Consider the following 15382-nt stretch of genomic DNA (forward strand, 5'->3'; position numbering starts at 1 on the left):
AAACGCATGATGAAGAAAGGCGCGCGCCCGCAACGCGCGCCCCATGAGTCCGACGCTTACGGCGCGACCGGCTTGCCCGACGCGTCCTTCACCTTCTGTTTCCACTGCGTGCGGATTTCAGCCGTCACGGATTCCGGCAGCGAGATGTAGTCGAGATCGTCGGCCGCCTTGCCGCCGTTCTTGAATGCCCAATCGAAGAACTTCAGCGTCTCGGCGCCTTGCGGTGCTTTGTCCTGGGTCGTGTGCAACAGCACGAACGTCGCGCCGACCACGGGCCACGCGTTCTTGCCCGGCTCGTTCGTCAGGATCTGGTAGAACGACTTCGACCAGTCGGCGCCGGCTGCTGCGGCCTTGAAGGTGTCAGTCGCCGGCACGACCACCGTGCCCGCTGCATTTTTCAGCGCGGTATAGGTCATGTGGTTCTGCTTCGCATACGCCCATTCGACGTAGCCGATCGCGCCCGGCAGGCGCTGCACGAAAGCGGCGACGCCGTCGTTACCCTTGCCGCCCGTGCCCGTCGGCCAGTTCACCGTCGCGCCTTCGCCCACTTTCGATTTCCACTCCGGGCTCACTTTGGACAGATAGTTGGTCCAGATGAAACTCGTGCCCGACCCATCGGCACGGCGGACCACGGCGATGTCGGTATCCGGCAGCTTGATTTTCGGATTCAGCGCGACGATCGCCGGATCGTTCCACTTCTTGATCTTGCCCAGATAGATGCTGCCGAGCACTTCGCCCGACAGCACCAGCTCGCCAGGCTTCACACCCGGCACGTTGATTGCCGGGACCACGCCGCCGACCACCGTCGGGAACTGGAACAGGCCGTCCTTGGCCAGTTCGTCGTCTTTGAGCGGGGCGTCCGAGCCGGCAAAATCCACGGTCTTCGCAATGATCTGCTTGATGCCGCCCGACGAGCCGATGCCCTGATAGTTGACCTTGCCGCCGCCGGTCTTTTGATAGGCGTCAGCCCATTTCGTATAGATCGGCGCGGCGAAGGTGCTGCCCGCGCCGGTGATGTCGGCGGCGTGCGCGGCGCTGGCACACAGCGCACACACAACCAGCGTAAGTTGCTTGAGATTCATGGTGAGACTCCTCATGGCGACGCGGTCGCCGTCGATGGGCTGCAACTTAAGGGTGAAATATGACGTTCTTGTGACTACTCAAGTTAAATGATCCGCTTGCCTAAGCTTAAGCATTCGCTAAGTCGACGTCGTGAAAACTAGCGGGTTAACCTTCTTTTGATCGGCCGCGATATGCTCAGGCCTTTGATTCCGGTTCAATCTGTGCGGCGCCTGAAGTTGGAATTTCCTGGCGATCGCCACGGTTCTGATTTCGGCCGGCAAATTGCTGGATAGGCCAATCCCGCACGGGAAGCAAACGCTGAATGAATGACCTATGAGATCTGATCTGCTACTGCAAACCTACGGCGCGGACTCGTCCGGCATGGTCTGCGGCTTTCTGTTTTCTTCGACTCGCGCCGGACGCTCCGTCGACGCCGACGAAGTCGCCGAATGGCTCCAGGCCCACGACGCGAACGGCCCAGCGAAGGAAGGCAGCGAGTTTCTCTGGCTCCACTTCAATCTGGCGCACAGCGCCAGCGAGCGCTGGATGAGAGCCCAGCTCGACTTGCCCGAGACTTTCTTCGACGCGTTGCGCGAAGGCTCGCACTCCACACGTATCGAACATGCGGACGGCGCGCTACGCGCGGTCGTAAACGACGTCATGTTCAATCTGGAGTTCATCCCTTCTGAGATTGCGACGCTGTGGATTTACGCGAATCAGCGGATCATCGTGACTGCGCGTCTCAAACCGCTGCGTTCGGTCGACCGATTGCGCGCATCCGTTCGGGAAGGCGAGGTATTCCGGTCTCCGGCGGAATTGCTGGTTCACCTGATGCATGATCAGGCGGACCTGTTGGTGCAGATCGTCCGGCGAACCAGCGCCGACGTCGATCGGATCGAGGACCGGTTCCTGTCGCAGCGGCCGACGCAGAACCGGATCGATCTGGGCGCGATGCGTCGTATGCTGACGCGCTTGCAGCGCATGCTCGCGCCTGAGCCCGGCGCGATCTTCCGTCTGCTCGCAAGGCCGCCGCGCTGGCTGCATTCGGAGGACGTGCAGGACCTGCGCGAGTCGACGGAAGAGTTCTCCGTGGTGCTCTCGGATGTGGCCGGGTTGATCGAACGGGTCAGGCTGTTGCAGGAGGAGATCATTTCCCGCCTCGAAGAGCAGAACAACCGTACGCTGTTCACGCTCACACTGGTGACGGTTCTGGCGATGCCGATCAATATCGTCGCGGGTTTTTTCGGCATGAATGTGGGCGGTATTCCGCTCGCTGAAAACCGGCACGGCTTCTGGGTAATGGTGTTACTCGTCGCCGGTTTTACGGGCCTCGCGGGATGGTGGGCATTTCGTCGACGCAGGGAACGGTAGTGGCGAAGTGTTGCGTCCGACTTCAGCAATAACGGCTGCGCACGCGATACCGTCAGCGCATGCCGGCGTCGGGACACTCGCCGGCAAACGTGTCGCTGAACGCGCGTAACAGTGCGTCGGCACGTTGCATGTGGTCGCCTTTGCGATGCCTCAAATGTGCTATCGCATCTTCTACAACGCCGCGCCCACCAAGCTGAGTTGTATGCTCGAGGAGCAGCGCTTCACTGGAAACGATGTCGTTGAGTTTTCCTAGCTCGTCCTGCAATTGCGTGAGCTCTACGACGCCGATCTCGTTCCCGCTTTCGAGTAGAGGCGCGAAAAACTCCAACAGATAGCGCATCTTTTTCCCTGCGATTCGGACTGCGTGGACCTCTGCGTATACGGCGTCGGGATTCCTAAGCACACGCTCCATCCGTTTTCGCAGCGCGCGCTTGGCCTTCGCAACACGGTTCGCGGCGAATACCGCAAGCGGTTCGTCAAACGAGCAGGCGTCGAGTTGCAGCATCACGCCCGCTATTCGTTGCGCGAGCATGGCTTCGACGTTTGCGGCGGCGATCGTTGCGCGACTGCGCAAAAGCGCTTCACCGCGCAAGAGGTCGACTCTTTCGATGAGCACCGCAAAAGAATGCGGCGTCGGCGCGTCTTCCGCCAGTAAGTGTTTCAGGATATCCCAGTCACGCGTCTGTCCGGCGGAATCGGCGAGCGCCTTGAATTCGCGCCGCTGCCATCTTGCCTGCGATCTGTCGATGAGCGGATCGTAGGCCCACCACAGCGAACGCAGTCGACGCAGCGCAACACGTAGTTTGTGCAGACTTTCCGGGTCGGCACTGACGCACAGGGTGCCGATGCGTTGCGCCACCTGCGCGACCATTGGCGCGGCCAGCGTCGAAAACGCCACGGCCGGCGACATGTCCGGCGAAGCCGTGCCGGCGCGTTTGCCGGGATTATCCGAGGTCCGCTCTTGTGCAGATGCAGATGCGGTATCACGCGTATGAGGTGTGGAGTTCATCGGCTCGAGTTGCGTGAGTTCCCAAAGCGGACGGAAGTGAGGTGAACGTAAGGTACCGCGTGCCACGTCACTTAGCAAACTGCGATACCCATCCTACAACGTAAAAATTTCGAGGGCCATGCCGGCACTATGCTCGAAGCGAATTCCACGCGACTATCCAACGAACTTTCGCTTGAACGGAGAGGTTGGGCTGTCCAACATGGCGAATCGGAATGACGAGTCATTTCCATGCCGTGGTGATAGAGCGATTCAATTTGCCTCCTGACCTTCACCGTCCTGTAATGAGGAGAGTTAGTTTTTCAGCGCCGCGGTTGTCCTATTTTCAGTTGGCACACCGCAGCGCGACGACAAACCGGTGGAAATAGAAAGTTTAAAAGAGCCCGCCAGACAATAGTTTCTTCAGGCCACGCGTCGTTACCCGGCGAGCTTCACTTCATGAGCTTTGACAACAATTCCGAGTGAGGTCTTTCGTGAGCTATACACAAACATTGTTGGCCGGTATGGCCGGCGCTTTATTGACGGTCGCCGCGCACAGCGCCGACATCACCGGCGCCGGCAGCACCTTCGCCGCGCCGATTTATACGAAATGGGCCAGCGCCTACCAGCGTGCGGGCGGCGGGACGGTGAGCTATCGCGGTGTCGGGTCGACGGAAGGGTTAAAGCAAATCATGGTCAGCCAGGTCGATTTCGCCGGGTCGGACGCACCGTTGAGCGACGGCGAGCTGGCGAAAAATGGCCTGCTCCAGTTTCCAACGGTGATCGGCGGTATCGTGCCGGTCATCAATCTGCCTGGTATCAAGCCCGGCGAACTGATTCTCTCCGGGCGTGTGCTGGGAGATATCTATTTGGGCAAAATCATCAGTTGGAATGCTCCGGCCATTGCCGCCATCAATCCCACGATCAAGCTGCCCGACACGCCTATCGCTGTGGTCCGTCGGCTCGACGGTTCAGGTACGACGCTGATCTGGACGCACTTTCTCGCGCAGGTCAGCCCTGAATGGAAGAGCAAAGTCGGCGAGGGGACTTCAGTGCGCTGGCCGCGCGGAATAGGCGGAAGAGGCAACGAAGGAGTGGCCACCTTCGTGCAGCATCTGCCCGGCGCGATCGGCTACGTTGCGTGGGATTTTACGAAGCAGAATCATATGTCGTACGCGGCCATGGATAATGCCTCGGGTGCCGTGGTTCAGCCTGGACCGGAAACATTCAAGGCCGCCGCCGCGAGTGCCGACTGGTCCAAATCGCTCTTTCCGATCTTGACCAACGAGTCGGGCGCGAACGCGTGGCCTGTCGTCGGCGCGACCTATATATTGGTTCACAGTACGCAGGCCAAACCGGAGCGTGGCGAGGAAACACTGAGGTTCCTCGACTGGGCGCTGACGAACGGCAACCAGGCGGCGGAGGACCTGGACTATATTCCGCTGCCGCCGGCGGTCGCGAGCGAGATTCGCACTCAATTGCACGCGAGGGTAAAGAATCCGTCGGGTAAAACCGTCGCGGGCCAATGACGAGAACTGACTCTTCGCTCAAGCTACCGCTTGCTGACGTGTCCGCGCCCACTGCGCAAGCGCGGCGCACGCCACCAGCAACGAGCCCGTGACGAAGAACACGGAATGCAGCCCGAGATGAACAGCGATCACGCCGCCGATAATCGGACCGACGACCTGTCCGCTGAATTGCGCCGACTGCAGGTAACCGAGCATCTGACCGGTCTTGTGCTCTTCGACCGCATGCCGGGCCAGTTTGGCAATCGCAGGCAGGAGACCGGCCAGTGTCATGCCCATCAGCGCGCGTAATCCCGCCAGTTGCCACCACACGTGAACGAACGCTTGCGGAATCATCACCAGACCGGTCAACACCAGGCAAGCGACGATCACGTTCCAGCTGCCGATCCGATCGGCCAAGGCGCCGAGGCGCGCCGCCGTGAGCATGCTGCCGAACGCCGAACAGGCCATCACGATACCCGCCACGCGCGCCAGATGAAGCGACGGCACGCCGAGACTGCCGACATAAACCGTGATGACGGGCTCGATCGACATGTTGGCGAGCAGCACCATCATCGCAGTGACGAGCAACGCGGCGATCACCGGATAGTTGCTGCGATGCGTGCTCGCCGGTGCGTGCTCGGCGGGACGTCGGCTGGAATGAGTGGCCGGGTCGAAATCTTCCTTGACGACGAAAATCGTGAGCAACGCGGCCACCGCGATCATGGCGCCGCCGGCGAAGAACGTGCCGCGAATGCCGAGCCAGCCCGGCAAGAATCCGCCGACGAGCGGCCCGATCAGATTACCGGCCAGCGCGCCCGTCGACAGCACGCCCAGCGCCCAGCCCGCGCGTTCCTTCGGCGCCTGTGTGCCGACCATCACCGTCGACGCCGACGAGTAGCCGCCCACCAGGCCCGCGAGCAAGCGCAGGACGACGAGCTGATGCACGTTGTGCGCAATACCGATCAAGGACATCACCACCGCCATGCCGACGGCCGCGCGCACCAGCATCGGTTTGCGGCCATAACGATCGGCAAGCCGTCCCCACACGGGCGCGGTGATCGCAGTTCCAAAAAACGTGGCGCCGAACGCGATTCCCGACCACTGGATGACGGCGGACTGCGACTGCACACCGAGTTGCTGGACGTAGATGGGCAAGAACGGCAGCAGCATGCTCAGGCTGACGAGCGTGGTGAACGAGCCGAATACGCACACGGCCAGATTGCGGCGCCAGTAACGCTCATGTCGAGCGGAATAATCGAGACTGCGCGTTGCCTGAGCGGACGGCAGTGAAACTTGTGGAGGGGTGTTCATATCGTCGTCCCGGCAAATGACTGCGAGCGTGACCGGCCCTCTGCTTCGGCAAGTTCGCTCACCAACGTGGCAACCAGCTCCGCCGCAGGCAATGCTCTCGCGAGCGGCGCGCCCTGACCGGCCCATTGGACGGCAAATTCGGTGCTGCCCTTTGCGCGGGCCGCGGCGTTCAGCGCCTTGGCGGCGTCATATGCAATCGGATAGTCCGGCAGCGGCGGCGCGTCCGGCGAGCCGACGTCGGTAAACAACCGGTTGCTCAGTCCACGTGCCGGGCGGCCGGAGATCGCGGCCGTCACGGCCGTCCGGTACGCGCGTTGGGTGGTCAGTGCGCTCCGGTAGGCGGCATCCGCGCCCGATTCGGGACACAGCACGAACGCGGTGCCCATCTGCACGGCGCGAGCGCCGAGGAGCAATGCGCCGGCAATGCTTTGACCGTCCATGATGCCGCCTGCGGCGATGACCGGCAGCGTCGACTGTTTTGCGATCAGCCTGACCAGTGCCAGGGTGCCGATCATCGCGTCATCGTCCGGATTGAAAACGCCACGGTGACCGCCTGCTTCCGCACCTTGTGCGACGATCGCATCGAGTCCGGCCTGCTCGATCTGCATGGCCTCGTGCGGCGTGGTCGCGCAACCGAACAGCAGAATGCCGGCGCGATGCAGTTCATTGATCCATTCGCGCGATGGCAGCCCGAAATGGAAACTGACGATAGCGGGACGCTCTTCGATCAGCACTTGCAGCAGTGCCTCGTCGACTACAAAGCTCGTGTAAATCTCCTTGAGCGCAGCGGGTGTTCTGGCGCCGAACTCGGCGAACAGCGGCTGCAGATGCGCAAGCCAGGTCGCTTCGCGAAGCGGATCGCTGTGCGCCGGCCGATGGCAGAACACGTTGACATTGAACGGCTTGCTCGTGAGGGCGCGTGTCGCGACGATCAGTTCACGCGCTTGCTGCGCGGTGCTCGCACCCACGGCGATCGAGCCGAGCGCGCCGGCATTGGAAACCGCGGCGGCCAGTGCGGGCGTCGAGATGCCTGCCATCGGCGCCTGAATGATGGGATGTTGCACGCCAAGTGCTTGCAGAAAGCGGATATCGGAGGTCATGGGGTTTTCACAGTTCGAGTAGTGGATAGAAACGCCTGGAGCGGAGTGGCTAGGCTTGCTTCGAACCGAAGCGAAGCGCCGCGAACAGATCCACCGCCAGAGCAAGCGCCAAAGACGCCGCGCCGATCACGAACAGCGTCGCGTAGTTGCCGCCGTCGTGCGCGAACAGAAACGACAAGCCATACGCCGCGACGGCCTGCAAGACGGCGAAACTGGTGGTCGCCGCGCTCCAGGCGCCTTTCTGGGCAGCCGGATGATGGGCGAGCAATTCATTGACCCTGCCGAGCACGAGCGCGACGATGCCCGGCACGAACGCGCCGACTACGACGCTCGACACGATCAGTGCCGCAGGTCCGCGCACGACAGCCGGCAACGCGACCGCGACGATCTGCAGGAGATAGGCCACGCGCAGCGCCGGACCGAACCCGGTACGGTCAGCCAGATGACCACTCAGCAACGGGCCCACAATCGCCCCGAGTCCAAACAGCACCCAATATTGCGCGCCGGCATCGAGGCCCTTGCCGAGGCCGCGTGCGACGAAATCGACCAGAAAGATCATGTGCGGAACGAGCCCCACGGCGTTCAACGCATACTCGGTGTAGAGCGCGCGCATCGATGCAGCCGGATAAGACCGGCCATGCCCCCGGTGATGCGCCCTGTGCTGCACGGCGGATTCGCCTCGGCCGGGCCAGCCGTTCCACGCGACGGCCGTCAGCGCGAGGGAGATCGCGGCAAGTCCCAGCCACGTTTGCATCAGGCCCTGACGCAGCAGTATCGGCACGATCGTCCCGGAGGCCGCGATGCCAAGACCAATGCCGCTGAAGATCGCACCGCTCGCAAAGCCCTTGCGCGATGGGGTGACGTGCGCGAGGACGGTCGGCGCGGCGAGCACCATCAGCGCGCCGCCCGCCAGGCCGGATGCGAAGCGCCAGCCGAAGAACCAGAGAAACGAAACCGGAAAGGCGCAGGCGACGAACGCGACGGTCACGAGCAGCATCATCGCGCGCAGAACGAACGTGGCGTCGAAACGCCGCGCCAGCCAACCGCCTGCGAGCGCGCCCGCCAGATAGCCGCCGAGATTGGCCGCGCCGAGATAGGCAGCGGTCGACGCCGGAAACCAGTGCGCGCTGACGATCGCCGGCAATAACGGGGTATAAGCAAAGCGCGCGAGGCCGATACCGACAAGGCTCGCGCTGGCTCCTGCCAGCGTACCGCGCCAGACATTGAACGCCGGCGGGATCGGTTCGTTGACGACTGCACGTTGCATCACTGCCTCCACTGTTCGGTTGCGTGTCGACTCGTCTTGCTGGCGGGCTCGACACGATAGGTACGAAGGTCACGACTTGCAATGCCTCTCATGAGGATTGCAAACTGAATGCGGAATGCCTCGCCATGGGACGAGCGATGCCGGAGGCGCCGGCGCTGTGGCCGCCGTCCACATGCGGGATGTTTGCCCGTTGCGAAGATTGCCGATTCAAATCGAGCTCGGCGTCGGTCGTGTCAGTGAACTCGCCGGGACGGCCGACCGCTTGCGCTAGGTGATCTCGATGGGACTAAGTCTAGATTGAACCGATTGAAGAGAGAATCCACGCGGCACGGTAGACATTCTTCCGCGAAACGATTCAATTTCGCGTGGTAATCCGCTGGGATTGGGTGAAATGCTGGCGCAGGCGCGGCGCAGCGAAATCGACGAACGCGCGCACCTTGGGCACGGCAAGGCGCCCGTGCGGTGTCAGCAGGTGGACCGGCAGCGGAGCGGGCTCGTTGTCGCTCAGGACGATCTTGAGCGAGCCGTCCTTGACCTGTTCGGCGACGTGGTAGGAAAACATGCGAGTGACGCCGTGTCCCGCGACCGCCGAGGCCACGGCTGCCTGAATACTGTTGACGATAAAGCGGGGCGTGAATTGCACGACGCGCGGAATCGTCGAGCCGTTCGGCGGCGGAAAGCTCCACGAATCCAGGCCGAAGTGGGTCATGGAGATGATCTGATGCTGGGCCAGATCGGCAGGTTCGGTGATTGGCGGGTGCTTCGCCAGGTAGCGAGGCGACGCGGCAACGACCCGCCGCACTTCGCCGACGGGGATCGCCACCAGCGTCGAATCGGGCAGATGGGCGATGCGCAACGCCAGATCCATCCCTTCGTCAATCAGGCTCACCGGGCGGTCGAGCATATTCAGGCGCACCGAGACCGCCGGATAGCGGTCGACGAATTCGTCGATGATCGGCTGCAGCATGTCCTGGCCGGCGGCCACCGGTGCGGTGATCGTGAGCAGCCCGCGCGGCGCGGAGCGCTCGCCGGCGATCAGCAGATCGGCCTCTTCGAGATCGGTGAGAATGCGCCGGCAGGCGGCGGCATATCGCTCGCCGGCTTCGCTCAGTTTGATCGTGCGTGTCGTGCGATGCAGCAGGGCCGTGCCGACATGTTCTTCCAGGAACGCAATGGCGCGGCTAACCGCGGCGGGCGAGCGGCCGAGCCGACGGCTCGCGCCGGCCAGGCTCCCTTCGTCGAGCGTGGCGACGAACACCTTCATTGCGTCGATGCGGTCCATGTTGCCTGATCCGGTGTGATTGAAAACGCGATCTGGCAGAGTCTACAGCGACGGACGGCAAGACGACGGCGGGAACGGCGAAGGACTGGGGCGACGACACGCTCACGCGCCGGCGGATGCCTCCAGTTCGGCAAGCCGTTTGCGCAGCAGGCGATCCTCCTGGAAGCGGCTGGTTTCGTCGCGGATCACTGCGACGATGCCGGTGAGTTCGTTTGTCGGCGAGTGCAGCAAGGCGACCGTGAAGGCAATCGACAGCGAGCGCCCGTCCTTGTGCACGGCGGGGACGCGCAGCACGTCGTTGCCATAGCGGGTTTCGCCTGTTGCCATGGTCTTCTGATAGCCGTCCCAATGGCGGCCGCGCAGACGTTCCGGGATGATCAGGTCCAGCGAGTTGCCGAGCGCCTCGCTTTGCGTGAAGCCGAACATGCGTTCAGCCGCGGGGTTCCAGAATGTGATGCTGCCGCGGGCGTCTGAAATGATGATCGCGTCGCCGATTGCGTTGGCAAGTTGCTGGAAGTCGATGGCGTGCTGCATGGCGCTCCCCCAATGTGAAAACACGAATGCTCAATAGAATACGGCGCCGCCAGGGACGCCGCATCGGCAAGGCCGGGCTTATACCCGGCCTTGCATAGCACCATTTAAACCGCTTTCACTTCGCGCAGGTTGAAAATGTCCTGCTTGCTGTAGCCGAGGCTCGCGAGCACTTCTTCCGTGTGTTCGCCCAGCAGCGGCGAGGCGGTGATTTCCGGCTTCATATCCGAAAACTTGATCGGGCTGCCGACAGTCAGATACGAGCCGCGTTTCTTGTGCGGCACTTCGACAATCGTGCCGCTCGCGCGCAGCGAGGGATCGTTGGCCAGTTCCTTCATGGTCAGCACCGGTGCGCACGGAATGTCGAACTTGCGCAGGATGTCGACCGCTTCGAACTTGGTCTTGTCGGCAAGCCAGCCTTCGATCGTTTTGAAGATGTCGAAGATATGCGGTTGACGTGCTTCCGCCGTCTTATAGGCCGGGTCATCGATCCACTCGGGCTTGCCGAGCGCTTTGCAAATCGGTTCCCACGCGTGGCCCTGGATCGTGAAGTAGATGTAAGCGTTCGGATCCGTTTCCCAGCCCTTGCACTTGAGCACCCAACCCGGCTGGCCGCCGCCGCCCGCATTGCCGCCGCGCGGCACCACATCGCTGAATTCGCCGTGCGGATACTGCGGATATTCCTCGAGGTAGCCGACACGCTCCAGCCGCTGCTGGTCGCGCAGTTTCACGCGGCACAGGTTGAGCACGCTGTCCTGCATCGACACGGCGACTTTCTGGCCCTTGCCGGTTTTGTCGCGTCCCAGCAATGCAGTCAGAATGCCAATGGCCAGATGCATGCCGGTGTTGCTATCGCCGAGCGCCGCGGCGCTGATGGTCGGCGGGCCGTCCCAGAAGCCGGTGGTGGAGGCCGCGCCGCCTGCGCATTGCGCAACGTTTTCGTAGACCTTCAGGTCGTCGTAGTGGTGGCCGTCGCTGAAGCCCTTCACCGAGGCGACGATCATCTTCGGGTTGAGTTCGTTCAGCCGTTCCCACGAAAAGCCCATCCGGTCCAACGCGCCCGGGCCGAAATTCTCGACCAGCACATCCGATTCGCGGATCAGCTTTTCGAGCACCTCTTTGCCTTCGGGTTTTTTCGTGTCCAGCGTGAGCGACTTCTTGTTGCTGTTGAGCATCGTGAAGTACAGCGCGTCCGCATCGGGGATATCGCGTAACTGATTGCGCGTCACGTCGCCGGAACCCGGCCGTTCAACCTTGATGACGTCCGCGCCGAACCAGGCGAGCAACTGCGTGCATGCGGGGCCCGCCTGAACGTGCGTGAAGTCGATGATCCTGATGCCTTCGAGAGGTTTGCTCATGTTGAAATCTCCGTGGTTGCCCAGACTACTTTTTCATTGCCGCGCTTTGCGGATTCAAATTGGTCAGTCGGCCGCTTTCGGTGCCGGCCGCTTCGTCGATGACGGCATTGATCAGGCTCGGCTTGCCCGAAGCGATCGATTCGAGCAGCGCCTTCGTCAATTCCTCGGGCGTGGTCGCGTGATAGCCGATGCCGCCGAATGCCTCGATCATCTTGTCGTAGCGCGCGTTCTTCACGAACACGGTCGGCGCGACGTCCTTGCCGCCAGTCGGGTTCACGTCGGTGCCGCGATACACGCCGTTGTTGTTGAAGACGATCGTGCAGACCGGCAGGTCGTATCGGCAGATGGTTTCGAGTTCCATGCCGCTGAAGCCAAACGCGCTGTCGCCTTCGATCGCTACAACCGGTTTGCCGCTCGTCACCGCCGCGCCGATCGCGAAGCCCATGCCGATGCCCATGATTCCCCACGTGCCCGAATCGAAGCGCTTGCGCGGCTCGTACATGTCGATGATGCTGCGCGCGTAGTCGAGCGTGTTCGCGCCTTCATTGACGACGTTGATGTCCGGGCGCGTCTTCAGCACGTCGCGGATCGCGCGCAACGCGCTGTGGAAATTCATCGGCGACGGATTCTTGTCGAGCGTCGCGGCCATCTTGGCGAGGTTCTTGTTCTTGCGCTCGGCGATCGCGCCGGTCCACTCGGCGCTCGGCTTCGTGTAGCTCGCATCGATGCCTTCGCGCAGCGCCGCCACGCACGAGCCGATATCGCCGATCACCGGCGCGGCAATCGCGACGTTGCTGTCGATTTCCGTCGGCGAGATGTCGATCTGGACGAACTTCTTCGGCTCGGCGCCCCACGTTTTGCCCTTGCCATGCGAGAGCAACCAGTTCAGACGCGCGCCGATCAACACGACGACATCGGCTTCCTGCAGCACGAACGAACGAGCCGCCGACGCCGATTGCTCGTGCGTATCGGGCAACAGGCCCTTGGCCATCGACATCGGCAGATACGGAATGCCGCTTTGTTCGACGAACGCGCGAATCTCCGCGTCGGCCTGCGCGTACGCCGCGCCCTTGCCGAGCAGGATCAGCGGACGCTTGGCGCTCTTCAGCACATCGATTGCGCGCTTGACCGACTCCGGTGCGGGCAACTGACGCGGCGCGGCGTCGATCACGCGCACCAGCGATTGCTGCGCTTTCACGGCGTCCAGCGTTTGCGCGAGCAGTTTGGCAGGCAAGTCCAGATACACGCCGCCCGGGCGGCCCGACACCGCAGCCCGGACTGCCCGCGCCACGCCGATGCCGATATCTTCCGCATGCAGCACGCGATACGCGGCCTTCGCGTACGGCTTGGCCGCATTCAACTGATCCATCTCTTCGTAGTCGCCCTGCTGCAGGTCGACGATTTCGCGCTCGCTCGAACCGCTGATCAGGATCATCGGGAAGCAGTTGGTGGTCGCGTTGGCGAGTGCGGTCAGTCCATTCAGAAAGCCGGGTGCCGACACCGTCAGGCAGATGCCCGGCTTCTTCGTCATGTAACCGGAAATGGCCGCCGCATTGCCTGCGTGCTGTTCATGGCGAAAGCCGATGAAACGCATGCCTTCGGCTTGGGCAAGCCGCGCCAGGTCGGTGATCGGGATGCCGACCAGGCCAAAGATGGTGTTGATGTCGTTCAGTTTCAGCGCGTCGATGACGAGATGGAATCCGTCGGTCGTCTCGGTCGCCTGTTGTGTCGACGTTTCGTCTGTTGTGGGCTGGTCGGCTTCTGCCATGACATCTCTCCTTGGTGGCGGGGCGTTGTGTGGTTTGTTGCGAGCGGTGCGCTCACGTGGTCAGTCAATCAGGCGTGCCGCCGGACGACGGCTGCAGCCTTGCCTCAGCGATGACCACGCTGGTCGGCGCGCCTGAGTTTTCGATCCAGCGCTTTCTCATGGGGGCGAGGATGAACTTTGCGGACACGGCTGCCGCGATCGACACCACGGCGGCCGAGATGAACACGGTGCTCCATCCGCCGTTCACCGACAGCACCGATGCAAGCGGTACCAGCATCGATGCCGTGCCCTTCGCGGTGTAAAGCGTTCCCGCGTTGGCTGCGGCGTATTTGCTGCCGAACGTGTCCGCGCAGGTCGCCGGGAAGATCGAGAAGATTTCGCCCCAGCACAGGAACACGGCGGCCGCGAAGAACATGAAGGCGTACGGGTTATGGCCGAACTGCATGAGTCCTAGCAGTGCGACGCCTTCGCCGAGAAAGATCATGAACATCGTGTTTTCCCGGCCGATGCGGTCCGACAGAAAGCCGCACAAGGGACGGGTGAAGCCGTTGCACAGGTTGTCGATAGACAGTGTCATCGTGAGGAGCGGCAGCGTGATGCCCATCAGATTCACAGGCAGCTTGGCAAAGCCGTATTCCTTCGCAATCGGCCCGAGCTGCGCGGTCGCGATGATGCCGCCGGCCGCGACGAATACGAACATCAGATACAGCACCCAGAAGAGTGGCGAACGGATCATCTCGCCTGGCGTGTAGTCTATCTTGCTAGCGACGATGCGTTTAGCGGCCACAGCGGTTGCGGGCGGCTTCGGCCGGATCAGCATGGTGGCGAGCAGGAGAATGCAGACGCCCTGGAAAATGCCGAAGAACATGAACGTGTGCTGGTAGCCGGAACGCTGGATCATGTCGGCGATCGGAATCACGGTGACGGCCGCGCCGGCGCCAAAACCTGCCGCGGTCAAACCAGCCGCGAGACCGCGCTTGTCCGGAAACCATTTGAGCGCCGTGCCGACGCAGGTGCCGTACACGCAGCCCGCGCCGATCCCGGCGATGACTGCCGCGACATACAGCGCGGCGAGACTGCTCGCATGCGCGTCGATGATCCAGCCGAGCGCCGCGCACAGCGAGCCGCCGATTACGACCGGGCGCGGCCCGAACTTATCGACGAGCCAGCCTTCGACGGGCACGAGCCAGGTTTCGGTGACGATGAAGATCGTGAACGCGGTCTGGATCGCCGCTTGTCCCCAATGGTGGGCGTTGTCCATCGGTACGACGAACAGCGTCCACGCATATTGCAGGTTCGCGACGAGTCCCATGCACACAATGCCGATCGCGAGTTGCACCCAGCGGTGATGCGTGAATGCAGTACGGCCTCTTTCCGATGCACTGGAATAGCCCATGTCTCCGTCTCCTGTATATTCCGTCGCGCTCAAGCGGCGCGTTGGACCTACGTGATCGAACCGCTTCATCGCCGCTAAGTTTGCGGGCAACGAGGCGCCAATGGTCGGCCAGAGGGAGCTGCACTAACGAAAACCCTTACCCGTCAAACGCAAAAACCGCCGGGTGAGAGGCAATAGGTCGTGCAGCGCGTCTGAGGGGATGCTGCGCGAGAACAGTAATAAGTAAAAGTTAAAACATTTTATGGTTTGCATTAGGTATTCCTAATGGATGGACTGTCGCCCTTAGCCATGGCTTGATTGAGGGCGACGCCCCACTGTTTAAGTGCGCGGATCTGGCCGCTGAGGCTACTTGGGGTAAACCAATATATAAACAAAGCACTATCGTTTTTCGAAAAAACTTTAACTATTGTTTATTCATGAGCTCTTCTACTCTTTGGTCATGC

The 15382-nt window shown here is 62.1% G+C and carries 12 protein-coding genes; 2 read left to right on the forward strand and 10 right to left on the reverse strand.

Annotation, left to right across the window (positions count from 1 at the left end; all coding sequences use genetic code 11):
- Nucleotides 1-56: 56 nt before the first annotated feature.
- Nucleotides 57-1097 (reverse strand): phosphate ABC transporter substrate-binding protein PstS, encoded by a 1041-nt coding sequence (gene pstS, locus B0G74_RS43035; protein ID WP_279388652.1) that lies wholly within the window; start codon nucleotides 1095-1097, stop codon nucleotides 57-59.
- 298 nt (nucleotides 1098-1395) lie between these two features.
- On the opposite strand from pstS (B0G74_RS43035), the gene B0G74_RS43040 reads away from it, so the two are divergent.
- The gene (locus tag B0G74_RS43040) at nucleotides 1396-2433 is read left to right on the forward strand and encodes a transporter (RefSeq protein WP_132383787.1); all 1038 of its coding nucleotides are present in this window, start codon (nucleotides 1396-1398) and stop codon (nucleotides 2431-2433) included.
- Between the two features lie 52 nt (nucleotides 2434-2485).
- On the opposite strand, the gene B0G74_RS43045 is transcribed toward B0G74_RS43040, so the two are convergent.
- Nucleotides 2486-3304 (reverse strand): CHAD domain-containing protein, encoded by an 819-nt coding sequence (locus tag B0G74_RS43045; RefSeq protein WP_243658582.1) that lies wholly within the window; start codon nucleotides 3302-3304, stop codon nucleotides 2486-2488.
- Between the two features lie 608 nt (nucleotides 3305-3912).
- On the opposite strand from B0G74_RS43045, the gene pstS (B0G74_RS43050) reads away from it, so the two are divergent.
- Nucleotides 3913-4947, forward strand: a complete 1035-nt coding sequence (pstS, locus tag B0G74_RS43050; protein WP_132383791.1) for a phosphate ABC transporter substrate-binding protein PstS — start codon at nucleotides 3913-3915, stop codon at nucleotides 4945-4947.
- An 18-nt stretch (nucleotides 4948-4965) separates the two neighbouring features.
- Here pstS (B0G74_RS43050) and B0G74_RS43055 read toward each other — a convergent pair whose 3' ends face one another.
- From B0G74_RS43055 to oxlT, 8 genes are all read right to left on the reverse strand, one after another.
- On the reverse strand, nucleotides 4966-6237 hold the full coding sequence (locus B0G74_RS43055; RefSeq protein WP_132383793.1) for an MFS transporter: 1272 nt from the start codon (nucleotides 6235-6237) through the stop codon (nucleotides 4966-4968).
- On the reverse strand, nucleotides 6234-7337 hold the full coding sequence (locus B0G74_RS43060; protein WP_132383795.1) for a nitronate monooxygenase: 1104 nt from the start codon (nucleotides 7335-7337) through the stop codon (nucleotides 6234-6236). Before B0G74_RS43060 ends, B0G74_RS43055 begins: the two co-directional genes overlap by 4 nt.
- Nucleotides 7338-7386: 49 nt before the next feature.
- Nucleotides 7387-8604 carry a YbfB/YjiJ family MFS transporter gene (locus B0G74_RS43065; RefSeq protein ID WP_132383797.1) on the reverse strand — a complete coding sequence of 406 codons (1218 nt, stop codon included), beginning with the start codon at nucleotides 8602-8604 and terminating at the stop codon, nucleotides 7387-7389.
- Nucleotides 8605-8959: 355 nt separating this feature from the next.
- Nucleotides 8960-9886, reverse strand: coding sequence for a LysR family transcriptional regulator (locus B0G74_RS43070; RefSeq protein WP_132383799.1), 927 nt, complete (start codon nucleotides 9884-9886; stop codon nucleotides 8960-8962).
- Between the two features lie 102 nt (nucleotides 9887-9988).
- Nucleotides 9989-10420 (reverse strand): PAS domain-containing protein, encoded by a 432-nt coding sequence (locus B0G74_RS43075; RefSeq protein WP_132383800.1) that lies wholly within the window; start codon nucleotides 10418-10420, stop codon nucleotides 9989-9991.
- Nucleotides 10421-10524: 104 nt separating this feature from the next.
- Nucleotides 10525-11775 (reverse strand): formyl-CoA transferase, encoded by a 1251-nt coding sequence (gene frc, locus B0G74_RS43080; protein WP_132383802.1) that lies wholly within the window; start codon nucleotides 11773-11775, stop codon nucleotides 10525-10527.
- A 25-nt stretch (nucleotides 11776-11800) separates the two neighbouring features.
- Entirely contained in the window at nucleotides 11801-13543 is a 1743-nt protein-coding gene (gene oxc, locus B0G74_RS43085) for an oxalyl-CoA decarboxylase (protein ID WP_132383804.1), read from the reverse strand.
- 64 nt (nucleotides 13544-13607) lie between these two features.
- Nucleotides 13608-14939, reverse strand: coding sequence for an oxalate/formate MFS antiporter (gene oxlT, locus B0G74_RS43090; protein WP_132383806.1), 1332 nt, complete (start codon nucleotides 14937-14939; stop codon nucleotides 13608-13610).
- Nucleotides 14940-15382 lie beyond the last annotated feature (443 nt).

This window comes from Paraburkholderia sp. BL9I2N2, from assembly GCF_004339745.1.
Taxonomy (GTDB): Bacteria; Pseudomonadota; Gammaproteobacteria; order Burkholderiales; family Burkholderiaceae; genus Paraburkholderia.